Genomic DNA, 25476 nt, shown 5'->3' on the forward strand with positions numbered 1-25476 from the left:
TTCCCCCCCCTCCATAAATGATTACGTCATTCCTATATGAATCTGACTGAACTCAAGCAAAAGCCGATTACCGAACTGCTCGAATTGGCCGAACAGATGGGCATAGAAAATATGGCCCGTTCGCGCAAGCAGGATGTGATTTTCTCCTTGCTGAAAAAGCACGCGAAAAGCGGCGAGGAAATCTCCGGTGATGGCGTGCTGGAGATTCTCCAGGACGGCTTCGGCTTCCTCCGCTCTGCAGACGCCTCCTATCTTGCCGGCCCAGACGATATCTACGTCTCGCCGAGCCAGATCCGTCGCTTCAACTTGCGCACCGGTGACACCATCGTTGGCAAGATCCGTCCTCCAAAGGAAGGCGAGCGTTATTTCGCACTGCTCAAGGTCGACACGATCAACTACGATCGTCCCGAGAACGCGAAAAACAAGATTCTCTTCGAGAACCTGACCCCGCTGTTCCCGACCGTGCGCATGAAGATGGAAGCCGGTAACGGTTCCACCGAAGACCTCACCGGTCGTGTCATCGACCTGTGCGCCCCGATCGGTAAAGGCCAGCGCGGTCTGATCGTTGCTCCGCCAAAAGCGGGCAAGACGATCATGCTGCAGAACATCGCTGCCAACATCGCGCGTAACAACCCAGAAGTTCATCTGATCGTGCTGCTGATCGACGAACGTCCGGAAGAAGTAACCGAAATGCAGCGCACCGTGCGCGGCGAAGTGGTTGCCTCGACGTTCGACGAGCCGCCAACCCGCCACGTGCAGGTTGCCGAAATGGTGATCGAGAAGGCCAAGCGCCTGGTTGAGCACAAGAAAGACGTGGTCATCCTGCTTGACTCCATCACCCGTCTGGCACGTGCCTACAACACCGTGATCCCGAGCTCCGGCAAGGTCCTCACCGGTGGTGTCGATGCCCACGCCTTGGAGAAACCAAAGCGTTTCTTCGGTGCAGCACGGAACATCGAAGAAGGCGGCTCGCTGACCATCATCGCAACCGCGCTGGTTGAAACCGGCTCGAAGATGGACGAAGTGATCTACGAAGAATTCAAAGGCACCGGCAACATGGAGCTGCCTCTGGATCGCAAGATCGCTGAAAAGCGCGTCTTCCCGGCGATCAACATCAACCGCTCCGGCACCCGCCGCGAAGAGTTGCTGACCGCCGACGACGAGCTGCAGCGCATGTGGATCCTGCGCAAGCTGCTGCATCCTATGGATGAAGTCTCTGCCATCGAGTTCCTGGTCGACAAGCTGAAACAGACCAAGACCAACGATGAGTTCTTCCTGTCGATGAAACGCAAGTAAGTCGATCAGGCCAGCAAAAGCCGGGGAAACCCGGCTTTTTGCTATCTGACCTTTGATGAATTGCCTGGTCACTCTTCTGAACGGGTGGGTTCGAGGCTAAACTCATGCCCCCGAACGCCATGGCCAAAACGAGGCTAACGCATGCAGTATCGCGACTTGCGCGACTTTATCAGCGGCCTGGAACAGCGCGGCGAACTCAAGCGCATCCAGGTTCCGGTGTCACCAGTGCTGGAAATGACCGAGGTCTGCGATCGCACCTTGCGGGCCAAGGGCCCGGCGCTGCTGTTCGAAAACCCGACCGGTTATGACATCCCCGTGCTTGGCAACCTGTTCGGTACGCCTGAGCGCGTGGCCCTGGGCATGGGCGCCGAAGCCGTCAGCGAACTGCGCGAGATTGGCAAGCTGTTGGCCTTCCTCAAAGAGCCCGAGCCGCCAAAGGGTCTGAAAGACGCTTGGTCCAAGCTGCCGATCTTCCGCAAAATCATTGCCATGGCGCCGAAAGTCGTCAAGGACGCGGTCTGTCAGGAAGTGGTCATCGAAGGCGATGACGTCGACCTGGCAATGCTGCCAGTGCAGACCTGCTGGCCCGGCGACGTCGGCCCGCTGATCACCTGGGGCCTGACGGTTACCAAAGGCCCGAACAAGGACCGCCAGAACCTCGGCATCTATCGCCAGCAAGTGATTGGTCGCAACAAAGTCATCATGCGCTGGTTGAGCCACCGTGGCGGCGCGCTGGACTATCGCGAGTGGTGCGAAAAACATCCGGGCCAGCCATTCCCGGTGTCCGTGGCGCTGGGTGCCGACCCTGCAACTATTCTCGGCGCGGTAACGCCGGTGCCGGACAGCCTGTCCGAATACGCCTTTGCCGGCCTGTTGCGCGGTAACCGCACCGAGCTAGTGAAGTGCCGTGGCAACGATCTGCAAGTGCCGGCCACCGCCGAGATCATCCTTGAAGGTGTGATTCATCCGGGCGAAATGGCCGATGAAGGTCCGTACGGCGACCACACCGGCTATTACAACGAAGTCGACAGCTTCCCGGTGTTCACCGTCGAGCGCATCACGCACCGCATCAAGCCGATCTACCACAGCACCTACACCGGCCGTCCACCGGATGAGCCGGCGATTCTCGGGGTGGCGCTGAATGAAGTGTTCGTACCGATCCTGCAAAAGCAATTTCCGGAGATCACTGACTTCTACTTGCCGCCCGAAGGTTGCTCGTACCGCATGGCCGTCGTGACCATGAAAAAGCAGTACCCCGGCCATGCCAAGCGGGTAATGCTCGGTGTCTGGTCGTTTTTGCGACAGTTCATGTACACCAAGTTCGTTATCGTCACTGACGACGATATCAATGCCCGCGACTGGAACGACGTGATCTGGGCCATTACCACGCGCATGGACCCCAAGCGCGATACGGTGATGATCGATAACACGCCGATCGACTACCTCGACTTCGCCTCGCCGATTTCCGGCCTGGGTTCGAAGATGGGGCTCGATGCCACGCATAAATGGCCCGGCGAAACCACCCGCGAGTGGGGCCGGGTAATCGTCAAGGATGAGGCGGTGACACGCCGGATCGATGCCATCTGGAATCAGTTAGGAATAGATTGATGCGTGTAACCTTGCAGCCGTCCGGAGCAGTGCTTGAGATACTGCCCGGCGAGCGGATTCTCGATGGGGCGCGGCGCCTGGGCTATGAATGCCCGCAAAGCTGCCGTAATGGCAACTGCCACGTTTGCGCGGCGTTGCTGGTCGAAGGTCGGGTCAAACAGACCGGCGATGTGCGCGATCACGGCGAGTTCTACACTTGCATAGCAGAGCCGCTGGAAGACTGCATCGTATTGTGGGATGGCGTCCTTGCGCTGGGAGAACTACCGGTGCGCAGCCTGTCGTGTCAGGTCACGGAATGCGTAGACGTTGGCGGTGATACCTGGCGGGTTCGACTGCGGGCACCGGCAGGCAAGCCGCCGCGCTATCACGCCGGGCAGTACCTGCTGCTCGAGCGCGAGAATGGCGAGAAATCCGCCTTCTCGCTAGCCTCTGCGCCGCATTCAGGACGAGATCTGGAGCTGCATGTGCTGGCGCGCGAAGCCAGTGCGCTCAGCCTGATCGAGCAGTTGCAGCGCAATCGCATGGTGCGCATTGAAATGCCCTTCGGCGATACGCATTTGGCCGAGTTGCCTGACTGTCCGCTGGTGTTGATGGCGGCGGGTACCGGCATGGGGCAGATCCACAGCCTGATCGAGCATTGCCGGGCCAAGGGTTTCAAGCATCCGGTGCACCTGTACTGGGGCGTGCGGCGACCGGAAGACTTTTATCAGATCGAACATTGGGATGAATGGCTGAAGCTGCCCAACCTGTTCCTGCACAAGGTCGTCAGTGATCTGTGCGGTTGGGAAGGGCGTTGCGGCATGCTGCACGAGGCGGTTTGCGAGGATTTCCCCGACCTGAAGTCCCTGCATGTGTATGCGAGCGGTTCGCCGGCGATGGTTTACGGCACGCTGGACGCCTTGGTCAACGCCGGGATGGACGCGCATCAGATGCGCGCTGATGTCTTCGCCTATGCGCCCCGTCCGCAAGCAAGCAACCCTGTCTAGAAGCGCACGCCGGTGGTGATCATCGCTGCGTTAAAGCCGAGCAGAACCAGCTCGGCGGCGACCGGGCCGTAATGAGCGCCCACTGATGGAATGATCACGGGCGCCACGCCGAAGTGGTTGAGCGGAATCTTGTCCTTGTACTCGCCGCTGTAACCCTGAAGTAATCCACCGGTCAGCTTTATATACACTGGATAGTCGGCGCTCTCGTAACGCTTCCCCGCATAGGCGTAATACGAGCGCTGACTGAACGAGTTACGAAAAGTCACTGCACCAAACAACCAACCGGATGCTTCATTGCGTTCAAGGCCGATCAGGTCCTGATTGTTATTGTGATCGGGGTCTGGCGAATAGTGTTTGGTGTAGAGGCTACCTTGCAGGTACCAGAAGCCCTTGTCTGCTTGAGTCGGGCTTTCGACTGCCAGCGCCGGAGTAGCCAGCGCCAGTAACAGCAGCCCGTACATTTTCAGGTTTTTCATCTTGCGACCTCTATTGGTAATTCGGCTTGCGCCTGTGGAGGCTGCTATACGCCAGCATTCAAAGAAGGGGCGGCAGGGTATCAGACGAATACGTCAGAAAGATCTGTTAAATGACGGTTGATTCTGAACGGACACAAGGTTTATGCATATTTCATTCGGGTATTTAAGAAATTTCCCAAAGAGTATTAGGCTATATATCGGGCTCCTTCATTGGTGCAGTCCTTGATATAGAAGGGTCATACGTCCTTTAGCACTTTTCGTTTTACGTTTACTGCTATATGTTCTATGACGTTAATCTTGCTTACATCCTGTAATACTTGTGGGACTGAACACCCTTTGCCATGACCGCCATTGAATCTGCTTGTGTGAATCTGGCTTACCCTCCGCGGCTCGATCTGGGCGCGCAGCTGACTCACGAACAATTGCTCAGCTCGATGCAGGCCACCATGGCCCGGCACAAGGGCGGGCCGGTCTGGTTATTCGCATACGGTTCATTGATCTGGCGCCCGGAATGCACTGCCGTCGAGCGGGTGCGCGGACGTGTGCATGGTTACCATCGCGGTTTGTACCTGTGGTCCCACGAACACCGCGGTACGCCGGAAATGCCGGGGCTGGTGTTTGGGCTGGATCGTGGAGGCTCTTGCAGCGGCTTTGCCTATCGGTTACCCGAGGAGCAATTGGAAGCATCGCTGTACGCGCTTTGGCAGCGCGAAATGCCGGTGCCGTCTTATCGCCCGCACTGGCTCAATTGCCGTCTGGAAGACGGAAGCAAGGTTCAGGCATTGGGGTTTGTGTTGGAGCGGCACCTGCCCAGCTATGCCGGTAACGTGCCGGACCATGTGCTGAGCCAGGTGTTCGAAAGTGCTTGCGGGCGTTACGGCACCACTCGCGATTATGTCGAGCAGACCGCACACGCCCTGCGCAGCCACGCCATGCCAGACCGGAATCTGGAGGCGCGGCTCAAGCGCTGCAAGGCTTAAGCGAGCGCTTCACGGCCCTGACTGGCGACTTGCTTGTGCCACAAGGTCGGTGCCAGGCAGGCCATCGCCAGCAGGCACGCACCAACCAGCAGCACGAAACCGCCATCCCAGCCGAAATGGTCCACGGTGTAGCCCATCGCTGCACTGGCCGCGACCGAGCCGCCCAGATAACCGAACAGACCGGTGAAACCCGCAGCCGTGCCGGCGGCTTTCTTCGGCGCCAGTTCCAGCGCTTGCAGGCCGATCAGCATCACCGGGCCATAGATCAGGAAGCCGATGGAGAACAGCGCGATCATGTCGATGGTCGGGTTGCCGGCCGGGTTCAGCCAGTAAACCAGGGTCGCCACAGTCACCAGTGCCATGAACACCATGCCGGTCAGGCCACGGTTGCCCCGGAAGATCTTGTCCGACATCCAGCCGCACAACAGCGTGCCCGGAATACCGGCCCACTCGTAGAAGAAATACGCCCACGAGGTTTTATCCACGTCGAAGTGCTTGGCTTCCTTCAAGTAGGTCGGCGCCCAGTCCAGTACGCCGTAGCGCAGCAGGTAAACGAAGACGTTGGCCATGGCGATGTACCAGAGCATTTTGTTGCGCAGCACGTACTTGACGAAGATTTCCTTGGCACTGAATTCGTCTTCGTGGCTGGCGTTGTAGCCTTCCGGGTAATCGTTCTTGTACTTCTCGATGGGCGGCAGGCCGACCGATTGCGGGGTATCGCGCATCACCATGAAGGCGAACACGGCCACCAGCAACGCAACGGCGGCGGGGACGTAGAACGCCGCGTGCCAGTCGTTGAACAGGCCCATGCCCAGCAGGAACAACGGACCGATCAGGCCACCGCCGACGTTATGCGCGACGTTCCAGACCGACACCACACCACCGCGTTCCTTCTGCGACCACCAGTGGACCATGGTCCGGCCACTCGGCGGCCAGCCCATGCCCTGGGCCCAGCCGTTGATGAACAGCAGGATGAACATCATGGTCACGCTGGACGTTGCCCACGGTGCGAACCCGAAAATGAACATGACCCCGGCCGATACCAGCAAGCCGAAGGGCAGGAAGTAACGCGGGTTGGAACGGTCGGACACCAGGCCCATCAAAAACTTCGACAGACCGTAGGCAATCGCGATCGCCGACATCGCCAGGCCCAGCTGGCCACGGGTGTAGCCTTCATCGATCAGGTACGGCATGGCCAGGGAGAAGTTTTTGCGCAGCAGGTAATAACCGGCGTAGCCAAAGAAAATCCCGGCGAAGATTTGCCAGCGCAAGCGCCGGTAGGTGCTGTCTACGTGTTCTTCAGGCAATGGAGCCTGATGGGCGGCAGGACGAAAAAAAGCAAACATTCAAGAGCTCCAGATTTCTTGTTTTGACTTCGGATGCGAATGTTACAGTTTCGTTACCGAAAAAAGCACCGCTTGTCGTCAAGGAAATCCGGAGAAGTGAACGAGAACGCATGTTCTTTTATGAACATGCGCTCTTCAGGTGGAGGGGCGGGGGGATTCGGATAATCAGCTGCCATCTCCGGGCAACAGGTGCTCCTGGATCTTCTTGCTGTGGGATTCGACCAGATTCCCCTGGTCATCGAAGCGCAAGACGATCAGCCAGTCATAGACGTCTTCTGGCCAGGATTTCTGCCCGGTCAATGTTTGGCCGTTGCCGCCGAACGCGGCGATCAAATTGTCGATATGCCCGTGGTGCCAGGCGATCAATACGATCGGGGCCTGGTTGTTCTTGCCCAGCGATTTGACCAGTTTGTCGACTTCTTCATCGGCATAGGGTTGCTCGATCGGAAGGTGCAGACGCTGAGACAGCGGTGTCAGGGTCAGCCGTGGTCGCGCGCTGGACTTGCTGTCGCTGGTGGCGATCAGGCGTTGCGGTACGAGGTTCTTGCCACCCAGCTGCAGCGGGTCGAAATAGCGGGCATAAGCCTCGGCGCGCTGCTCGCCACGAGGGCTGAGCCCGATGCCCTGATCGGGTTTTTCCGCGTGCCGGACGATCAGTACGGTGACATTTCTCAGGCCCTGAGCGGTCTTGTCACTTTGATTTGCCGGTGCCTGCGTTGAGATTACCAATGCAGGTAAAACGGCCAGACCGAATAACAAATGGCGTAGCATCATGCTCATCCTCCGTCCTGTGATGGGTAAACAGACTCGAAGCGTAGCAGGGAGTCGTGTTCACCGTACCCGCACCACTACCTTTCCAACGGCCTTGCGCTGACCCAGATCATTGATGGCATTGGCGGCCTGAGCCAGCGGGTAAAGCTGCGACACCAGAGGCTTGAGCTTGCCTTCGGCGAACCAGTCGAACAGTTGCTGGAAGTTTGCGGCGTTGTCTTGCGGCTGGCGTTGGGCGAAGGCGCCCCAGAACACCCCGATCACGGCTGCACCCTTGAGCAGGGCGAGGTTCACCGGCAGTTCCGGGATGCGTCCGCTGGCGAAACCGACCACCAGCAGGCGGCCGTTCCAGGCAATGGCGCGGATCGCCTGGTCGAACAGGTCGCCACCTACCGGATCGTAGATCACGTCGGCGCCGTTGCCATCGGTCAGGCGCTTGATTTCGTCCTTGAGGTTGGCCTCGCTGTAGTTGATCAGCTCATCGGCACCGGCCGCCTTGGCCACGGCGAGTTTCTCGGCGCTGCTGGCGGCAGCGATGACCCGGGCGCCCATGGCTTTACCGATTTCCACGGCGGCCAGGCCGACACCACCCGAAGCGCCGAGCACCAGCAGGGTTTCCCCCGGCTGCAGGTTGCCGCGCTGTTTCAGTGCGTGCATCGAAGTGCCGTAGGTCATGCTGAAGGCAGCGGCGGTGTTGAAGTCCATCGACGGCGGGATAGGCAGCACGTTGTAGCCCGGCACCGCGACTTGCTCGGCAAAACTGCCCCATCCGGTCAGTGCCATGACCCGGTCACCGACCTTGAGGTGGCTGACTTTTTCGCCCACCGCGCTCACCACTCCAGCGGCTTCACCGCCCGGCGAAAACGGGAAGGGCGGCTTGAACTGGTATTTGCCCTCGATGATCAGCGTGTCCGGGAAGTTCACCCCGGCCGCGTGCACGTCCAGCAGGATTTCGTTCTTCTTGGCGACAGGACTCGCGACTTCTTCCAGCACCAGCGATTCGGCAGGGCCGAAGGCTTTGCACAGCACGGCTTTCATCAGGGCTATTCCTTTGGGAGTGATGGCCGATAAGTGTAGGTGTGTGAGTCAATGGGTCAACGAGCATGCCCGGCCCTGATAGGCAGCCATAAGCTTTGTGCTTGGGCTGCGGGTGGTTATGCTAGGCCGCAAACCGGATGAGGAGCGAATTGTGAAAGCGTGGATCATGTTGATGCTGGCCCTGTCTCTGCCTGTGGCAGCGATGGCCGAAGAAGCCAAAGAAGGCGAAGCGCCGAAAGTCAGCTATATCAGCCTGAGCCCACCGTTCGTGGGGAACTACGGGCTGGATGGCACCCAGAAGCTCAAGGTCTACAAGGCTGATGTGGCGTTGCGGGTAACTGGTGAGGACGCGGTCAAGGCCGTGAAGGCCAACGAACCGTTGATTCGCAATCAGCTGGTGGCGCTGTTTTCTCAGCAGACCACTGAGGCCATGAACAACGTCGAAGCGAAAGAGAAGCTGCGTCAGGAAGCCTTGAAGCAGACCCAGCAAGTGATGAATGACGAGACCGGCAAGCCGATGGTTGACGACCTGTTGTTCAATAACCTGATCATCCAGTAAACAGACTGTGGCGCCGGGGCAAGCCCCTCGCCACATGAAGTGTTCAGGACGCCAGACTCTTGCGAAACCGCTTCAGCGCAATCGCAAAGAACAGCAAGCCAATGGCGCTCAGCGCCAGCAAGTCCGGCCAGACCACGCTGACCCCGGCGTCGCGAAACAGTATTGCGGCGCTGAGGCTGACGAAGTGCGTCGACGGCGAGCCCTGCATCACCCATTGCAACCATTGCGGCATGCTGTCCAGCGGTGTACTGCCGCCGGACAGCAGCAACATCGGAATAATCACCGGAATGGCCAGCAGGCCGAACTGGGGTGTCGAGCGGGCCAGGGTCGCGAGGAAAATCCCCAGCGCCGTGCTGGCGAACAAATACACAGCGGTCACCAGCAAAAACAACGTCATGGAGCCCGCCAGCGGCACTCCCAGTGCGCCTTTGACGATGATTTCCAGCGATGCCCAGGTGCACAGCACCACCACCAGCATGTTGCTCCAGATTTTCGCCAGCATGATTTCCAGTGCTGTCAGCGGCAGCACCAGCAAGTGGTCGAGCGTGCCATGTTCGCGCTCACGCAGCAGTGCCGTGCCAGTCAAGATGATGGCGAGGATGGTGATGTTGTTGACGATCTGAATCACTGCCAGGAACCAGCCGCCTTCCAGATTGGTATTGAACAGCGAACGGGTGGTCAGCAGGGCGGGGGCTTTGCCGGTCGGGTCGCTTTGGTCGTTGTAGCTCAACAGTTCGCGCTGGAAAATCCGTGCGATGTAACCCGCGCCCATGAACGCCTGGCTCATGGCCGTGGCATCGACGTTGACCTGCACCGCAGGCTGGCGCCCGGCCAACATATCCGCCTGAAAACTGGCTGGCACGTTGATGACAAAGGTGTACTGGCCGCTGTCCATGACCTGATCCAGTTGCCCATAGGGTAACAACACCGGACGCTGGAATTCCGGGGGTTGCAGGCTCTGGGCCAGTTGTCGCGACAGGTTGCTGTGATCTTCGTCGACGATGGCCACGCTGGCGTTATGCACGCCGATCACCGAGCCTGCGGCCGGCATGTAGATCGCCACCGTAAAGGCGTAGAGCAGGAACAGCAGCAAGACGCTGTCATGCTGCAGGCTGCTCATTTCCTTGAGGCCAAGGCGCAGTATGTGCGCGAGCTTGTGCATCAGGCCTCCTGCTTTTTCAGCATGACCAGGCTGAGCCCGGTGAACCCGATAAAGAATCCGAACAGCGCCAGGCATTGCGGCCATAACTGCCGTATATCCAGCGCCTTGGTAAAGGTGCCGACGGCGATATCGAGGAAGTAGCCCGCCGGAAACAGCATGCCCATGACCGCTGCCGCGCCATCGAGGGATGAGCGCGGCACGATCAGTCCGGAAAACTGGATGGTCGGCAGACTGGTGATGATCATGGTGCCGAGGATGGCGGCGATCTGGGTCCGGGTGAACGCTGAAATCAACAGACCCATGCTGGTGGTTGCCAGCACGTACAGCAACCCGCCGAAGGCCAGAGTCAACGCGCTGCCCTTGAATGGCACGCCAAAGAGCCAGCGGTTCATGGCCGTCAGGACCGCGAGGTTGATCAGGCTCACCAGCAGATACGGTGCCTGTTTACCCAGCAAAAACTCCAGGCGGGTCAGGGGCGTGGCGTAGAAGTTGGTGATCGAGCCGAGTTCTTTCTCCCGCACGATCCCAAGCGCAGTGAGCATGGCCGGAATGAACGCGAGGATCAGCGCCATCACCCCGGGCCCGATGGCGTTGACGCTGACCACATCCTGGTTGTAGCGGAAACGGGTTTCCAGTTTGGCGGCTGGCTGTCGATTCAGCGCAGGGCTGCTCTGCCGGGCCAGTTGTTCCATGTTGGCCAGGTGCACGGCCTCCACATAGTTGCGACTGGTCTCGGCGCGAAACGGCATGCCGCCATCGAGCCAGGCCGCCACGGTCGGTTGGCGACCGGCGTACAGGTCGTGACCAAAGCCTGGGGGGATCTCCAGCGCCAATTTGATTTCCGAGCGCTGAAGACGGCGATGCAGTTCTGCGGCATCGCGGATGGACGGCTGCTCGGTGAAGTAGCGAGAGCCGCGAAAAGCTTCCAGGTAGGCGCGGCTTTGCGGCGTATGGTCCTGGTCGTAGACGGCGAAGGCGAGCTTTTCCACGTCCAGGGAAATGCCGTAGCCGAAGATCACCATCATGAAAATCGCCCCCAGCAGGGCGAAGGCCATCCGTACTTTGTCCCGCAGCAATTCTTTGCCTTCGCGACTGGCGACCGCCAGCAGGCGTCCGAGGCTGAAGCCGCGATCCTTCAACGGCATGACCGGGTTGATCGTCGCGACGGCGGGGACAGCAGGCGTCGGTGACTCGGCCGGGCCTTGAGCTTGTTCCAGGCAGGTAACAAATGCCGCTTCCAGGGTTTGCCCCCGGAACTGTTGTTGCAGCGCCGCCGGGGTATCGCAGGCCAGTACCTTGCCGGCGTGCATCAGTGAAATGCGGTCGCAGCGCTGAGCTTCGTTCATGAAGTGGGTCGAGAGGAAGATCGTTACACCTTGCTCACGGGACAATTCGATCAGCAGCCGCCAGAAATCGTCCCGTGCTGCCGGGTCCACGCCGGAGGTCGGTTCGTCGAGGATCAGCACTTCCGGGCGATGCAGCACCGCCACCGCCAGTGACAAACGCTGGCGCAGGCCCAACGGCAATGCGCCGGACTGCTGTTCGGCGACGTTGCCCAGGTTGAAGCGCTGGATCAGTTCGTTGATGCGCCGGGCACCGTCGGCTTTGGGCAAATCGAACAGCCGCGCATGCAAATCCAGGTTCTGCCGCACGCTGAGCTCGCCATACAGCGAGAAGCTTTGAGACATGAAACCGACTCGTTTGCGGGTGGCCAGGTCCTTGGCATTCACCGGGTTGCCCAAGAGTGCAGCACGGCCTTCGCTGGCCGATATCAGCCCGGTGAGGACTTTCATGGTGGTGGTTTTGCCGCAGCCGTTGGAGCCCAGGAAACCGAAAATCTCCCCACGTCCGATGGCGAAGCTGACCTTGTCGACCGCGGTGAAATCACCGAAGCGCAGGGTCAGATCGTGGGCTTCGATGGCAATGTCGGTGCTGGCGCGGGTTCTGGGGGCAATGACCAGCGGTGGGTTGTCGTGGTCGCTGTTGCCTTGAAAATGGGTGAACGCTTCATCGAGTTTGCCGCTGGCGGTGACAGCGACCAGTTCGTGCGTCATGCCGGTAGCGATCAGCTTGCCGCCGTCGAGCATCAGGCAGTGTTCGAATTGCTCGGCTTCTTCCATGTAGGCAGTGGCGACCAGCAACGTCAGTTGCGGACGTTGGCGACGTACATCGTCGATCAGCTCCCAGAAGCGCCGCCGTGACAAGGGATCGACGCCGGTGGTGGGTTCGTCGAGGATCAGCAAATCCGGCTCGTGGATCAGCGCACAACAGAGTCCGAGCTTCTGTTTCATGCCGCCCGAGAGCTTGCCCGCAGGACGATCGGCAAAACCCAGCAGATCAGTGGCCAGCAACAGGCTACGCATGCGCTGCTCGAAGTCGGCTTTCGAGAGCCCGAACAGGGTGGCGAAAAAGTGGATGTTCTCGCGGATCGACAGCTCAGGGTACAGATTGCCGCCCAGGCCCTGGGGCATGAACGCAATGCGAGCGTAGAGGCTCTTGCGATGAAGGCGATCCTGGATTGAGCCGCCGAGCACTTCCAGCTGGCCTTGCTGCAGGGTTTTCACGCCGGCGATCAGCCCCAGCAGGCTCGACTTGCCGGCACCATCCGGGCCGATCAGCCCGCAGCGAGTGCCGGCCGGCAGGCTGAACGCGATGTCGGTCAGTGCCTGCTGTTTGCCGTAACGGTGCTGGAGGCCGGTGGTGTGCAGCGCCAGACCGGTCATTGCAGATTGGCCGGCCAGCCAATAGGGGTGGTGCGTACATAACCGGCACCGGGCATGCCCGGTTTGGCCTGCGGCATGGCGCTCGGGTCGGTCAGTCGCAGCTTGACGCGGAACACCAGTTTTTGCCGCTCGTCGCGAGTTTCGACTTCTTTGGGCGTGAACTGCGATTTGGCCGCCACGAAGCTGATTTTTGCTGGTAGCGGGTGGCCGGGCAGGGCGTCGAGCAGGATCCGTGCTTCATCACCGACTGTCAGGCGTCCGGTCACGGATGTTGGGAGGTAAAGGTTCATGTACTGATCATTCGGGTCGATCAGCAGCAATACGCGTCCGCCCGCCCCGAGCACTTCGCCGGGCTCGGCCATGCGCAGCTGGATAACGCCGTCGATCGGCGCCCGCAAACTGCTGTCGTCGATTTCGCTGGTCAATTGGGCGACCTGCGCCTGAGCCGCGCCAATGGCGGCCCCGACGGCCGAAACCTGAGCACGGGACGCAGCGACGGCGGCATTGGCGGTGTCGAAGCGCGCCTGTTGTTGATCGATGATCTGGCCGCTGGCGTAACCGCGCCTGAACAGTTCCTGGGAGCGTTTGAGTTCCTGTTGGGCGAGTAATAGTTCGCTCTGGCGCAGTTGCACATTGGCCTGGGCGGCAGAAAGGTTCTCCCGGGCGCGCAGTACCTCGGCCTCGGCCTGGTTGCGCTGAGCCTCGAGGGTGCGGGTGTCCATGCGCGCCAGCAGTTGACCCTTGATCACCTTGTCGCCTTCATTGACGCGCACTTCAGCCAGTCGCCCGGGCGTTTTGCTGGCGATCTGTACTTCAGTGGCTTCGAGGCGACCGTTGCCGACATACAGGCCTTCAGGCAGGCGGTCATGCATCGATTTCCAGTAACCAAAGCCCCCGGCGGCCAGCAGCAGAATGATCAGAGAGCTGGCGAAAAAAATCGAAGAACGGCTGTGCGTTGTCATTCGGGCTTCCTGCGACGGTAACGTCCTAGTTTGAACGGACGAGCGCCGAGGCGACTTGATGTCCGTCAACTGAAGGGCAAGCCTAACCCGATTGACCGGGTGACCAATCAGCTCTGCATTATTTAATGCAAGTCGAGCACCGCCGCCCATTGCTCGGCGGTTACCGGCATCACCGACAATCGTGAGCCTTTCTGCACCAGCGGCATCTCTGACAGTGCCGTTTGCTGTTTCAGGTAATCGAGCTTCAGCACCTTGGAGAACGTCTCGACATGGGCGACGTTGATCGCGCTCCAGGCATTTTTCTCAGGCGTGGCCTTCGGGTCGAAGTAAACACTCTCGGGTTCCAGCGCCGTCGGGTCCGGGTACGCCGCTTCGATGATTCGTCCGATCCCGGCGATGCCCGGTTCAGGGCAGCTGGAGTGGTAAAAGAAAAACTCGTCGCCGACCGCCATGGCCCGCAGGAAGTTGCGTGCCTGATAGTTGCGAACGCCGTCCCAGCGGGCTTCGCCGAGCTTCTCCAGGCCTTTGATCGAGAGCTCGTCGGGCTCGGATTTCATAAGCCAGTAGGCCATCTTTTTTGCTCCGAAAGCGGTGGTCGGGAACGTTGTCCGGCGATTTTATGACAAACCGACGGTCGGTTGACGCCAGCGTTTGCGTGTCGCTTCACGTTACCGCAAAATGCCGGACTTTTAAGCGAGACGCGGCAAGCACGGGCCATTGGCCATACCGTTGCTGTCATCGTGTGCGACATGCCTTGAGGGGGGCAATCGATGAAACGCAAACCGGATTTACTGTGGATTTTAGTGATTGTGTTCGGCCTGGGCGTCGTAACCACGGGTTATGCGCAAAGCCTATGGGCGAACAAGACTGATGCACCGATCGAAGTCGCGCAACAACAGAAACAACCTCTAAAGCCGCACAAGCGCTAAAACCGCTGCAAGCGACGCCGCTGATAGCAGTGGCGTCCGGGTCTAGTCCGCGAAATACCACTTCCTGTCAGTCACCGTTCCTTGCATCGGTACATCCCAGCTCGCTTGATCCAGTTTTTCGACTTTCTGGCATTCATGGGCCAGGCCCAGCAGCGTCGGCTTGCGCCAGGTCTTGCGACGCGCCAGATAGGCCAGGCTGCGATCGTAGAAGCCGCCCCCCATCCCCAGGCGTCCGCCGTGTTCGTCAAAACCGACCAGCGGCAACAACACCAGATCCAGTGCCCAGACCTTGCGTTGCTTAGCCTGGTTGACCCGTGGTTCGAGAATGCGAAAGCGGTTAGGCCGCAGCTTTTCACCGGGGCGAATCCGCTGAAAGACCATCTTGGTTCGCGGCCAGGCGCTGAGTACGGGCAGGTAAGTCGCCTTGCCCCGACGTTGAGCGGCGCGCAGCAGCAGGCGCGGATCGATTTCACCGTCGGTGGGCAGGTACAGGGAAATATGTTTTGCGCGGCGAAACAGCGGATGCTGCGCCAATTGCCGATACAGCCCGCGTGCGGCCTCGCGTTGTTCACTGTTGCTCAGTGCGCGACGGGCCTGGCGCAGCATGCGTCGAAGTTGCGGGCGGGATAGCGGCGCAGGTTCGGTCATCGTCATTGGCTGTTCGAGTGTCGAGGGCACCAGGGCGGTGACATCGTAAAAAGCCGATGCCGGCAAAAAAACCGGCATCGGCTTGAATCAGGCTCCCCGGATGAACCGCTGTCGACTTAGCCCTTGAACCCGAAAGTTCAAGGTGGAAGATGCAGTAGGCTTTAAGGCTTTCCGTCTAGCGGACATGCACACCAGCCCAACGTGCAACTTCCAGGGTAGTGCGAATCGGCTCAGGGACATCGTCAACTGGCAAGCACCCCAGGGAGTGCCGCGAGTATACCGCAACCACCTTCGGGAATCAGCCCTTGCTGACATCCGGATCGGTGGCGAGCACCAGATCCACCCGATCAAGCAGATCACGCACCTGCTCGCGGGTCGAGCCACTGGCCTGTACGTCAGGACGTTCTCGCGTATGCAGCAGATCGTGGGTGATGTTCAGCGCGGCCATCACGGCGATGCGATCGGCGCCGATGACTTTGCCGCTGCTGCGAATTTCGCGCATCTTGCCGTCCAGGTAACGGGCGGCGCTCACCAGATTGCTGCGCTCTTCCTGGGGGCAAATGATCGAGTACTCTTTATCGAGGATCTGCACGGTAACGCTATTGCTTGAACTCATGAGTCTTGCTCCAGGGCCTTGAGGCGCGAAATCATCGATTCGACCTTACGCCGGGCGATTTCGTTTTTTTCAATGAGGTGCGCGCGTTCCTCGCGCCAGGTCTTTTCCTGAGCTAATAAGAGTCCGTTCTGGCTCTTAAGTTGCTCGACTCGGGTAATTAGCAGCTCGAGTCTGGCCATCAGCGCTTGCAAGTCGGTGTCTTCCATACGTGTTCCACGGGATTTGTCTGATTGCTGGCGGACAGCCTTTAATAGTCTTGGCGAGTCTGTCGATGTAGGATACAAGGCCTTCATTCTAGACATAGCGCCGTCTGGCGCCTAGCTGCCCATGCCCATTCAGAATTCTCCGTATCAAGCCTTCGCCACCCTGCTGAGCACCAGCGGCCATCCCGTCTCGCCTGCCGAACTGCACGGCCTGCTGCTCGGACGCAGTTGCGCCGGCGCCGGTTTTGAAGCCGATGGCTGGCTGGTCGATGCCGCCGAGCTGCTCGAAGGCGAACCACAAGACAACGTCCGCAACGCTCTGATCGGCCTGCAAGAGATGGTCAAGGGCGAGCTGACCAGCGACGACATGACCGTCGTTCTGCTGTTGCCGTCCGACGACGCACCGCTCACCGAGCGCGCGGCTGCACTGGGCCAATGGTGCCAGGGTTTCCTCAGCGGTTTCGGCCTGAACTGCCGTGACAGCAGCATGTTGAGCACTGAAGCCACCGAAGTCCTGCAGGATCTCGCTGCTATCGCTCAGGTGCAAGATGCGCTGGAAGAGTCCGACGACGGCGAAAGTGACTATATGGAAGTCATGGAGTACCTGCGGGTCGCGCCATTGCTGCTGTTCACCGAGACCAAAAAACCGGCGCAAGCCGCTGCTGCCAAACCTTCTCTGCACTGATCGTTTGCAAGGGACTTCCATCTGCCCATGATTCATATCCCTAAATCGGAATACACCCGCCGCCGCAAGGCGTTGATGGCGCAGATGGAACCCAACAGCATCGCAATCCTGCCGGCCGCCGCCGTGGCGATCCGCAATCGCGACGTCGAGCACGTTTACCGACAGGAGAGCAATTTCCAGTACCTCAGCGGTTTCCCCGAGCCTCAGGCTGTCATCGTGCTGATACCCGGTCGTGAGCATGGTGAATACATCCTGTTCTGCCGTGAACGCAACGCCGAGCGCGAACTGTGGGACGGCCTGCGTGCCGGGCAGGAAGGTGCGATTCGCGATTTCGGTGCCGACGATGCCTTTCCGATCACCGACATCGACGACATCCTGCCGGGCCTGATTGAAGGCCGTGACCGGGTGTATTCAGCCATGGGCAGCAACCCGGAGTTCGACCGCCACCTGATGGACTGGATCAACGTGATCCGCTCCAAGGCGAACCTGGGCGCTCAGCCGCCGAACGAATTCGTTGCGCTGGATCATCTGCTGCACGACATGCGCCTGTATAAATCGGCGGCAGAAGTGAAGGTGATGCGCGAAGCCGCACGGATCTCCGCGCAGGCCCACATTCGTGCGATGCAGGCCAGCCGTGTCGGCTTGCATGAGTTCAGCCTGGAAGCCGAGCTCGATTACGAGTTTCGCAAAGGCGGGGCGAAAATGCCGGCTTATGGTTCGATCGTCGCCGCCGGGCGCAACAGCTGCATCCTGCATTACCAGCAGAATGACGCGCTGCTCAAGGACGGCGATCTGGTGCTGATCGATGCCGGTTGCGAGATCGACTGTTACGCCAGCGACATTACCCGCACCTGGCCGGTCAACGGCAAGTATTCGCCGGAACAGAAGGCGATCTACGAGTTGGTGCTGGAATCGCAAGCTGCCGCGTTTGCCCAGATCGCGCCCAACAAACACTGGAATCAGGCGCACGAGGCGACGGTACAAGTGATTACCGCCGGCCTGGTGAAGCTCGGTTTGTTGCAGGGCGATGTCGATGAGTTGATCGCCAACGAAGCCTACAAGGCGTTTTACATGCACCGCGCCGGCCATTGGCTGGGCATGGATGTGCATGACGTCGGCGAGTACAAGGTCGGCGGTGAATGGCGGGTGCTGGAAGTCGGCATGGCGCTGACCGTCGAGCCGGGCATTTACATCGCCCCGGATAATCTGAACGTGGCGAAGAAATGGCGCGGCATTGGCGTGCGTATCGAGGATGACGTGGTGGTAACCAAACAGGGCTGTGAAATTCTGACCAGCGGTGTGCCGAGAACGGTCGTCGAGATCGAGGCCTTGATGGCCGCTGCACGGACCCAGGCGGCATGAACCGAGTCAACCTGGCAATCATCGGTGGCGGTTTGGTGGGCGCCAGTCTGGCGTTGGCCTTGCAGGCGGGGGCTCGTGCCCGTGGCTGGAAGATCGTGCTGATCGAACCGTTTGCCCCCGGCGACAGCTACCAGCCAAGCTACGACGCGCGCTCTTCGGCGCTGTCTTTCGGCGCTCGGCAAATTTATCAGCGGTTGGGCCTGTGGCAGGAAATCTCCCGTCGCGCCGAGCCGATCAAACAGATCCATGTTTCCGACCGCGGGCGCTTCTCCACCGCGCGACTGTCGGCCATGGAAGAGGGCGTTCCGGCCTTGGGCTACGTGGTGGAAAACGCCTGGCTGGGCCAATGCCTCTGGCAGGGCCTGGACAAGGACGTGATCAGTTGGCGCTGCCCGGCCGAAGTCACGCGCATGGAACCGCTGGAAGACGGCTACCGCCTGACCCTCAACGATGAAACCCTACTGGAGTGCGAGCTCGCGGTGCTGGCCGATGGCGGCCGTTCGGGCTTGCGCGAACAACTGGGGATCGGCGTCAAAAAGCGTCCGTACAACCAAAGTGCGTTGATCGCCAACATTACCCCCAGCGAAGCCCACAACGGCATGGCGTTCGAGCGCTTTACCGATGACGGCCCGATGGCCTTGCTGCCGCTGCCGGAAAACCGCTGCGCGCTGGTCTGGACTCGCCTGGGCATGGACGCGCAGCGTCTGGCGGCACTCGATGAACGCAGTTTCCTCAGCGAGTTGCAGGGCGTGTTCGGCTATCGCCTCGGCACGCTCAAGCAGGTCGGTGCGCGGAATCTATACCCATTGTCGCTGATCGAAGCCGAAGAGCAGGTGCGTCCGCATCTGGCCGTGCTGGGCAACGCTGCCCACAGCTTGCACCCGATTGCCGGTCAGGGCTTCAACCTGTCGCTGCGCGACGCCCAGGCCTTGGCCGAAGCGCTGCTCGCCAGCCCGAGTGCACCGGGCGACTTCGCCACCTTGCAGGCTTACCGCGAACGCCAGCGCCTGGACCAGAACCTCACCGTGGGCTTCTCCGATCAGGTCACCCGGTTGTTCGGCAGTACCCAGCCGCTGGTTTCGCTGGGGCGCAACATCGGCTTGTTGGGCCTCGATCTGTTGCCGCCGGCCAAACGCTGGTTCGCCCGGCAGGCCATGGGGTTGGGAACACGCTCCGATGGTTGAATGGCTACCCCGGTGTTTCGATACTCAGGACGGCGCGGGTAGCGTGGTCGATAAAACCCTTTACGTGCGGCTCACGCCGCAAGCGAGACAGGCTTAAAGCATGGAAATGCGCGCAGATCTGCTGATTGTCGGGGCCGGAATGGTCGGGAGCGCGTTGGCGCTGGCGTTACAGAACAGCGGGCTGGAAGTCCTGCTGCTCGACGGCAGCCCCATGAGCGTCAAACCCTTCGATGCGCAGTCGGCATTCGAGCCTCGAGTGAGCGCCTTGTCGGCCGCCAGTCAGCGGATCCTCGAGCGTCTGGGCGTGTGGGACGGTGTCGTCAGCCGGCGTAGCAGTCCTTATACCGATATGCACGTCTGGGACGGCAGCGGCACCGGGCAGATTCATTTCTCGGCCTCCAGCGTCCACGCCGAGGCACTGGGGCATATCGTCGAGAACCGGGTGGTGCAGGATGCACTGCTCGATCGCTTGCATGATTGCGACCTGGGCCTGCTGGCCAATGCGCGCCTGGAGCAGATGCGCCGTTCTGGCGACGACTGGCTGCTGACCCTGGCCGATGGCCGCACGCTGCGTGCACCGCTGGTGATCGCGGCGGACGGCGCCAACTCGGCAGTGCGTCGTCTAGCAGGTGTCGCGACCCGCGAGTGGGATTACCTGCATCACGCCATTGTCACCAGCGTTCGCAGCACGCTGGCGCATCAAATGACCGCCTGGCAGCGTTTTACCGACCACGGCCCGCTGGCCTTCCTGCCCTTGGAGCGTGACGGTCAGCAAGACTGGTGCTCGATCGTCTGGTCGACCACCCCGACTGAAGCCGAGCGTCTGATGGCGCTGGATGACGAAGGTTTCTGCCTTGAGCTGGAACGCGCCTTCGAAGGGCGTTTGGGCAATGTGCTGAGCGCCGACCCGCGACTTTGCGTGCCGTTGCGTCAGCGCCACGCCAAACGTTATGTGGCCGAAGGCCTGGCGTTGATCGGCGACGCCGCGCACACCATTCACCCGTTGGCCGGGCAGGGCGTCAACCTCGGGTTCCTCGATGCCGCGGTTCTGGCCGAAGTGCTGTTGCAGGCAGCCAGCCGTGGCGAGCGTTTGGCGGACGTGAAAGTCCTCAGCCGTTATGAGCGTCGACGCATGCCGCACAACCTGGCGTTGATGGCGGCGATGGAAGGCTTTGAGCGTTTGTTCCAGGCTGACCCTTTGCCGCTGCGCTGGTTGCGTAATACCGGGTTGAAAATGGTCGACCAGATGCCCGAAGCCAAGGCACTGTTTGTGCGCGAAGCGCTTGGATTGATCGGGGATCTGCCGGCGTTGGCCAAGGCCTGACTCCTTTGTGAGGCTGATGGCCTCTTCGCGAGCACATTCACCATCAATCCCCGGTGGTGCAACATCTGGTAACTCCTCCAGGGCGGGATCGGTTGAGAAGCTAAATGTGAGTCCTTATCATTTCGACTCATTTTTGATTTCGAGAGACCGCTCCCATGTTGGCACCGAAGCGTCTACTGACAGCCCTCGCCCTGACCCTGATCAGCACCACTGCCCAGGCCGCTGACGAGGTGGTGGTCTACTCCTCGCGTATCGACGAGCTGATCAAACCGGTCTTCGATGCCTACACCCAAAAAACCGCTGTAAAGGTGAAGTTCATCACCGACAAGGAAGCGCCGCTGATGCAGCGCATCAAGGCCGAAGGCCAGAACGCCACCGCCGACCTGCTGCTGACCGTCGATGCCGGCAACCTCTGGCAGGCCGAGCAAATGGGCATCCTGCAGCCGTTCACCTCCAAGGTGATCGACACCAACATCCCGCTGCAATACCGCGCTGCGTCCCACGCCTGGACCGGCCTGAGCCTGCGGGCGCGGACCATCGCCTATTCCACCGACCGGGTAAAACCCTCGGACCTGAGCACATACGAAGCGTTGGCCGACAAGCAGTGGGAAGGCCGTCTGTGCCTGCGTACCGCGAAGAAGGTCTACAACCAGTCGTTGACCGCGACCCTGATTGAAACTCACGGCGCAGAAAAAACCGAAGAGATCCTCAAGGGTTGGGTGCGCAACCTGTCCACTGACGTGTTCTCTGACGACATCGCCGTACTGCAGGCGATCAGCGCCGGGCAATGCGACGTGGGTATCGTCAACACTTACTACTTCGGCCGTCTGCACCAGCAGAAGCCGGATCTGCCGGTCAAGCTGTTCTGGCCGAACCAGGCTGACCGAGGCGTACACGTGAACCTGTCGGGCATTGGCCTGACCCAATACGCGCCGCACCCGGAAGCCGCCAAGGCGCTGGTGGAATGGATGACCACACCTGAAGCGCAAAAGATCTTCGCCGACGCTAACCAGGAATTCCCGGCCAATCCGGCGGTGAAACCGTCCGCGGAAGTCGAGGCCTGGGGCACGTTCATCCCGGACACCCTGCCGGTTGAAGTGGCTGGCCTGCGCCAGGCAGAAGCCATCCGCCTGATGGACCGCGCCGGCTGGAATTGAGTTTGCGGCTTTAAAGATGATCGTTCCCACGCTCTGCGTGGGAATGCAGTCCTGGACGCTCCGCGTCTGACCCTTTCAAGCGTGACGCGGAGCGTCACAGGCTATGTGCCCACGCAGAGCGTGGGCACAATCATTTGAGAGAGCTTTTCCTTGGCCCATCCCGCCCAACGCCGTTGGTATCCGCTAGTTTTCGTCGTGGCCGCCCTGGTGCTGCTGCCGCTGAGCGTATTGCTGCTGTCGTGGCAAACCGTTGACCTGCAGATCTGGACGCACCTGTGGCAAACCCAGATGCCGCGCCTGCTGGGCAACACCTTGACGCTGATCCTCGGCGTCGGGGTTGGCGTAACGCTGTTGGGCGTGAGCCTGGCCTGGTTGACCAGCCTCTGCGAATTCCCCGGGCGACGTTGGCTGGATTGGGCGCTGATGTTGCCATTTGCGATCCCGGCCTATGTGCTGGCGTTCGTTTTTGTCGGGCTGCTGGATTTCTCAGGCCCCGTGCAAACCCTGCTTCGCGAGTGGTTTGGCAGTGGCTTGCGGCTGCCGCGCGTCCGTTCTACGGGCGGGGTGATTCTGGTATTGGTGCTGGTGTTCTATCCCTACGTCTATTTGCTGGCGCGCACGGCGTTTCTGGCCCAGGGCAAAGGTCTGATGGAGGCTGCACGCGTGCTTGGCCAATCACCGTGGCAAGCATTCTGGCGCGTGGCCTTGCCGATGGCCCGACCGGCGATTGGTGCCGGTGTGGCCTTGGCGTTGATGGAGACGCTGGCGGATTTCGGCGCAGTGTCGGTGTTCAACTTCGACACCTTCACCACGGCGATCTACAAAACCTGGTACGGCTTTTTCAGCCTGTCGAGCGCCGCGCAACTGGCCAGCCTGTTGCTGCTGGTGGTGATGTTGCTGCTGTATGGCGAGCGGCGTGCGCGTGGCGCCAGCCGGGCGAGCAACGAGCGGCCACGGGGCAAGGCGCTTTATCACCTGCGCGGGTTCAAGGCTGTGGCCGCCAGCAGTTGGTGCGGGCTGGTATTTGCCTGCGCGTTTGTCATTCCATTGCTGCAACTGGTGGCGTGGTTCTGGCAGCGCGGGCGCTTCGACCTGGATGAGCGTTACGCCGGGCTGATCATCCATACGTTGTACCTGGGCGCCATGGCAGCGCTGATTACCGTCAGCGTCGCGCTGCTGCTGGCGTTTGCCCGGCGCCTGGCTCCGACCCGGACGATTCGTTCCGGGGTCAGTCTGGCCAATATCGGCTACGCCTTGCCCGGATCGGTGCTGGCGGTATCGATCATGCTGGCGTTCAGTTACCTGGACCGTGAACTGGTGGTGCCGCTATCGGACTGGCTTGGCGGCGCGGGCAAACCGTTGCTGCTGGGCAGCCTGTCGGCGTTGTTGCTGGCGTATCTGGTGCGCTTTATCGCGGTGGCCTACGGCCCGTTGGAAAATAGCCTGGCGCGGATCCGTCCGTCGTTGCCAGAAGCTGCACGCTGTTTGGGTGTCAGTGGGCCACGACTGTTTTTCAAAGTGTATCTGCCGTTGCTGCTGCCCGGCACGTTGAGCGCGGCGCTGCTGGTGTTCGTCGATGTGCTCAAGGAAATGCCCGCAACCTTGCTGATGCGCCCGTTTGGCTGGGACACGCTGGCGGTGCGGATCTTCGAAATGACCAGCGAAGGCGAGTGGGCGCGGGCGTCGTTGCCTGCGCTGACACTGATTCTGGTAGGCCTGTTGCCAGTCATCGGCTTGATTCGACGTTCGGCACATCAAAACGGCTAGGTGCCAGTCCTACACCTTGCGGCTACAATGCGCGGCATTCGGTGCGGATCGTCCTTCAGACCGGGTCGCTGAAATAGGCTGGAAGCCTTCTACTTCAAGGCTTTCAACCATGCAGCGCCTGTCCGTACCTTCGCCACGCCCGGAAGGAGAAACCCATGGGACAGCGTACGCCTCTGTATGACCTTCATCTCGCACTTGGCGCGAAGATGGTCGATTTTGGCGGTTGGGATATGCCATTGCATTACGGCTCACAGGTCGAGGAACACCATCAGGTGCGCCGCGACTGTGGGATTTTCGATGTTTCCCATATGACCGTAATCGATGTCAGCGGCCCTCAGGCCAAGGCCTGGCTCCAGCATTTGCTGGCCAATGATGTCGAACGTCTGCACAGCGTCGGCCGTGCCTTGTACAGCACCATGCTCAATGAACGGGGCGGGGTGGTCGACGACATGATCGTTTATCGCCTGGAAGATGCTTACCGCCTGGTAGTGAACGCCGCCACTCGTGATCAGGACATGGCCTGGATGCAGGCCCAGCTCGGCAATTATCAGGTGCAACTGCACGAGCGCAGCGAGTTGGCGATGCTGGCGATTCAAGGTCCGCACGCGCGGCAAAAGATCGCCGAGCTGGTGACCCAGTCTCGTGGCACGCTGATCCAGCAACTCAAACCGTTTGAAGGTCGGTGTGACGGCGACTGGTTCATCGCCCGTACCGGTTACACCGGCGAAGACGGTCTGGAGATTGCCCTGCCGGCCGATCAGGCGCCGGGATTCTTCAACGATCTGGTGGGTGCAGGCATATCGCCGATTGGCCTCGGCGCTCGTGACACGCTGCGTCTTGAGGCAGGCATGAACCTCTACGGTCAGGACATTCATCAGGATGTCTCACCGCTGGCGTCCAATATGGCCTGGAGCATTGCCTGGGAACCGGCCACTCGTCAGTTCATCGGCCGGGCCGCGCTTGAGGCTGAACGGGCAGCCGGGGTGAAGCAAAAACTGGTTGGTCTGGTGCTCGAAGAGCGTGGGGTTTTACGCGCTCATCAGGTGGTTCGCATTGCTGATGTTGGCGAAGGGGAGATTACCAGTGGTAGTTTCTCTCCTACGCTTAGCAAATCGATTGCCTTGGCGCGGGTACCGATGGCAACCGCCGACCGGGCAGAAGTGGAAATTCGTGGCAAGTGGTACCCGGTTCGGGTGGTCAAACCGACCTTCGTACGACACGGCAAAACCCTGATCTAACTTTCTCTGGCGGGCCAACACCGCTGACATTTCTTCTGAGGACACAGAACATGAGCGAAATCCCTGTAGACCTGCGTTTTGCCGAAAGTCACGAATGGGCCCGTCTGGACGAAGATGGTGGCGTAAAGGTGGGTATTTCAGACCATGCTCAGGAAGCCTTGGGTGATGTGGTGTTCGTCGAGTTGCCGGAAATCGGCAAAGTCTTCGCTGCCGGTGAAGCCGCGGGCGTAGTCGAGTCGGTCAAGGCTGCATCGGATATCTACTCACCGGTCTCCGGTACAGTTATCGCCGTTAACGAAGAGTTGGCCAACAGCCCGGAGCTGGTCAACAGCGCGCCATACGACAGCTGGTTCTTCAAACTCGAGCCGACTGATACCTCTGAGCTGGACAAATTGCTCGACCCTACAGGCTACAAGAACGCCATTGGCGAGTAATTGCCGCCAGAAACGAAAAAGC

Annotated in this window: 25 protein-coding genes and 1 other RNA gene; 14 read left to right on the forward strand and 12 right to left on the reverse strand. The window is 60.3% G+C overall.

The window, feature by feature from the left end; genetic code table 11:
• Positions 1 to 36: 36 nt before the first annotated feature.
• The 3 genes from rho to FPT12_RS00790 all read left to right on the forward strand — a co-directional run bounded on the left by rho (position 37) and on the right by FPT12_RS00790 (position 3890).
• On the forward strand, positions 37 to 1296 hold the full coding sequence (gene rho / locus FPT12_RS00780) for a transcription termination factor Rho (RefSeq protein WP_007899384.1): 1260 nt from the start codon (positions 37 to 39) through the stop codon (positions 1294 to 1296).
• A gap of 141 nt (positions 1297 to 1437) precedes the next feature.
• Positions 1438 to 2904, forward strand: a complete 1467-nt coding sequence (gene ubiD / locus FPT12_RS00785; RefSeq protein ID WP_019694194.1) for a 4-hydroxy-3-polyprenylbenzoate decarboxylase — start codon at positions 1438 to 1440, stop codon at positions 2902 to 2904.
• Positions 2904 to 3890 (forward strand): CDP-6-deoxy-delta-3,4-glucoseen reductase, encoded by a 987-nt coding sequence (locus FPT12_RS00790; RefSeq protein WP_145014212.1) that lies wholly within the window; start codon positions 2904 to 2906, stop codon positions 3888 to 3890. Before ubiD ends, FPT12_RS00790 begins: the two co-directional genes overlap by 1 nt.
• Here FPT12_RS00790 and FPT12_RS00795 read toward each other — a convergent pair.
• Positions 3887 to 4366: a sn-glycerol-3-phosphate transporter gene (locus FPT12_RS00795; protein WP_145014213.1), complete on the reverse strand. Its 480-nt coding sequence runs from the start codon at positions 4364 to 4366 to the stop codon at positions 3887 to 3889. The genes FPT12_RS00790 and FPT12_RS00795 overlap by 4 nt on opposite strands.
• A gap of 341 nt (positions 4367 to 4707) precedes the next feature.
• On the opposite strand from FPT12_RS00795, the gene FPT12_RS00800 reads away from it, so the two are divergent.
• Positions 4708 to 5346: a gamma-glutamylcyclotransferase gene (locus FPT12_RS00800; RefSeq protein ID WP_145014214.1), complete on the forward strand. Its 639-nt coding sequence runs from the start codon at positions 4708 to 4710 to the stop codon at positions 5344 to 5346.
• Here FPT12_RS00800 and glpT read toward each other — a convergent pair.
• The 3 genes from glpT to FPT12_RS00815 form a co-directional block, all read right to left on the reverse strand.
• Positions 5343 to 6692 carry a glycerol-3-phosphate transporter gene (gene glpT, locus FPT12_RS00805; RefSeq protein WP_145014215.1) on the reverse strand — a complete coding sequence of 450 codons (1350 nt, stop codon included), beginning with the start codon at positions 6690 to 6692 and terminating at the stop codon, positions 5343 to 5345. The two genes, FPT12_RS00800 and glpT, sit on opposite strands and share 4 nt — an antisense overlap.
• A gap of 165 nt (positions 6693 to 6857) precedes the next feature.
• Positions 6858 to 7472, reverse strand: coding sequence for a flagellar basal body-associated protein FliL (locus FPT12_RS00810; protein ID WP_145014216.1), 615 nt, complete (start codon positions 7470 to 7472; stop codon positions 6858 to 6860).
• Between the two features lie 51 nt (positions 7473 to 7523).
• The gene (locus FPT12_RS00815) at positions 7524 to 8501 is read right to left on the reverse strand and encodes an NADPH:quinone oxidoreductase family protein (protein ID WP_145014217.1); all 978 of its coding nucleotides are present in this window, start codon (positions 8499 to 8501) and stop codon (positions 7524 to 7526) included.
• Positions 8502 to 8652: 151 nt separating this feature from the next.
• Between FPT12_RS00815 and FPT12_RS00820 the strand changes: the two genes are divergently transcribed.
• Positions 8653 to 9060, forward strand: coding sequence for a flagellar basal body-associated protein FliL (locus FPT12_RS00820; RefSeq protein WP_054594575.1), 408 nt, complete (start codon positions 8653 to 8655; stop codon positions 9058 to 9060).
• A gap of 43 nt (positions 9061 to 9103) precedes the next feature.
• Here the strand turns inward: FPT12_RS00820 and FPT12_RS00825 are convergent, their stop codons facing one another.
• The 4 genes from FPT12_RS00825 to FPT12_RS00840 form a co-directional block, all read right to left on the reverse strand.
• Positions 9104 to 10222, reverse strand: coding sequence for an ABC transporter permease (locus tag FPT12_RS00825; protein ID WP_145014218.1), 1119 nt, complete (start codon positions 10220 to 10222; stop codon positions 9104 to 9106).
• Positions 10222 to 12945 carry a ribosome-associated ATPase/putative transporter RbbA gene (gene rbbA / locus FPT12_RS00830; RefSeq protein ID WP_145014219.1) on the reverse strand — a complete coding sequence of 908 codons (2724 nt, stop codon included), beginning with the start codon at positions 12943 to 12945 and terminating at the stop codon, positions 10222 to 10224. The genes FPT12_RS00825 and rbbA overlap by 1 nt, the downstream gene beginning before the upstream one ends.
• A complete protein-coding gene (locus FPT12_RS00835) occupies positions 12942 to 13907 on the reverse strand; it encodes an HlyD family secretion protein (protein ID WP_145014220.1) in 966 nt (321 codons plus the stop codon). The genes rbbA and FPT12_RS00835 overlap by 4 nt, the downstream gene beginning before the upstream one ends.
• A 122-nt stretch (positions 13908 to 14029) precedes the next feature.
• Complete coding sequence (locus FPT12_RS00840) at positions 14030 to 14479, reverse strand: EVE domain-containing protein (protein ID WP_145014221.1); 450 nt, start codon at positions 14477 to 14479, stop codon at positions 14030 to 14032.
• 198 nt (positions 14480 to 14677) lie between these two features.
• Between FPT12_RS00840 and FPT12_RS27565 the strand changes: the two genes are divergently transcribed.
• Complete coding sequence (locus FPT12_RS27565) at positions 14678 to 14836, forward strand: hypothetical protein (protein ID WP_178098566.1); 159 nt, start codon at positions 14678 to 14680, stop codon at positions 14834 to 14836.
• A gap of 42 nt (positions 14837 to 14878) precedes the next feature.
• Here FPT12_RS27565 and FPT12_RS00845 read toward each other — a convergent pair whose 3' ends face one another.
• The 4 genes from FPT12_RS00845 to FPT12_RS00860 all read right to left on the reverse strand — a co-directional run bounded on the left by FPT12_RS00845 (position 14879) and on the right by FPT12_RS00860 (position 16306).
• Entirely contained in the window at positions 14879 to 15484 is a 606-nt protein-coding gene (locus tag FPT12_RS00845) for a 5-formyltetrahydrofolate cyclo-ligase (RefSeq protein ID WP_145014476.1), read from the reverse strand.
• An 89-nt stretch (positions 15485 to 15573) separates the two neighbouring features.
• Positions 15574 to 15752, reverse strand: a non-coding RNA gene (ssrS, locus tag FPT12_RS00850) — 6S RNA.
• A 30-nt stretch (positions 15753 to 15782) separates the two neighbouring features.
• On the reverse strand, positions 15783 to 16100 hold the full coding sequence (locus FPT12_RS00855) for a cell division protein ZapA (protein ID WP_019694181.1): 318 nt from the start codon (positions 16098 to 16100) through the stop codon (positions 15783 to 15785).
• Positions 16097 to 16306, reverse strand: coding sequence for a TIGR02449 family protein (locus FPT12_RS00860; RefSeq protein ID WP_007982902.1), 210 nt, complete (start codon positions 16304 to 16306; stop codon positions 16097 to 16099). The genes FPT12_RS00855 and FPT12_RS00860 overlap by 4 nt, the downstream gene beginning before the upstream one ends.
• Before the next feature lie 121 nt (positions 16307 to 16427).
• Here FPT12_RS00860 and FPT12_RS00865 point away from each other — a divergent pair, with 121 nt between their 5' ends.
• From FPT12_RS00865 to gcvH, 8 genes are all read left to right on the forward strand, one after another.
• Positions 16428 to 16988 (forward strand): YecA family protein, encoded by a 561-nt coding sequence (locus FPT12_RS00865; protein WP_145014222.1) that lies wholly within the window; start codon positions 16428 to 16430, stop codon positions 16986 to 16988.
• A 27-nt stretch (positions 16989 to 17015) separates the two neighbouring features.
• Positions 17016 to 18350 carry a Xaa-Pro aminopeptidase gene (gene pepP / locus FPT12_RS00870; RefSeq protein WP_145014223.1) on the forward strand — a complete coding sequence of 445 codons (1335 nt, stop codon included), beginning with the start codon at positions 17016 to 17018 and terminating at the stop codon, positions 18348 to 18350.
• Positions 18347 to 19534 carry a 2-octaprenyl-6-methoxyphenyl hydroxylase gene (ubiH, locus tag FPT12_RS00875; RefSeq protein WP_145014224.1) on the forward strand — a complete coding sequence of 396 codons (1188 nt, stop codon included), beginning with the start codon at positions 18347 to 18349 and terminating at the stop codon, positions 19532 to 19534. Before pepP ends, ubiH begins: the two co-directional genes overlap by 4 nt.
• 106 nt (positions 19535 to 19640) lie before the next feature.
• Positions 19641 to 20858 carry a 2-octaprenyl-3-methyl-6-methoxy-1,4-benzoquinol hydroxylase gene (locus FPT12_RS00885; RefSeq protein ID WP_178098572.1) on the forward strand — a complete coding sequence of 406 codons (1218 nt, stop codon included), beginning with the start codon at positions 19641 to 19643 and terminating at the stop codon, positions 20856 to 20858.
• A 155-nt stretch (positions 20859 to 21013) separates the two neighbouring features.
• Complete coding sequence (locus FPT12_RS00890) at positions 21014 to 22015, forward strand: extracellular solute-binding protein (RefSeq protein WP_145014226.1); 1002 nt, start codon at positions 21014 to 21016, stop codon at positions 22013 to 22015.
• A gap of 150 nt (positions 22016 to 22165) precedes the next feature.
• On the forward strand, positions 22166 to 23782 hold the full coding sequence (locus tag FPT12_RS00895; protein ID WP_145014227.1) for an iron ABC transporter permease: 1617 nt from the start codon (positions 22166 to 22168) through the stop codon (positions 23780 to 23782).
• 155 nt (positions 23783 to 23937) lie between these two features.
• Positions 23938 to 25020, forward strand: coding sequence for a glycine cleavage system aminomethyltransferase GcvT (gene gcvT / locus FPT12_RS00900; protein WP_145014228.1), 1083 nt, complete (start codon positions 23938 to 23940; stop codon positions 25018 to 25020).
• Positions 25021 to 25070: 50 nt separating this feature from the next.
• A complete protein-coding gene (gcvH, locus tag FPT12_RS00905; RefSeq protein ID WP_145014229.1) occupies positions 25071 to 25454 on the forward strand; it encodes a glycine cleavage system protein GcvH in 384 nt (127 codons plus the stop codon).
• Positions 25455 to 25476 lie beyond the last annotated feature (22 nt).

Origin of the sequence: Pseudomonas sp. H3(2019), assembly GCF_007713465.1 — a bacterium.
Classification (GTDB): domain Bacteria; phylum Pseudomonadota; class Gammaproteobacteria; order Pseudomonadales; family Pseudomonadaceae; genus Aquipseudomonas.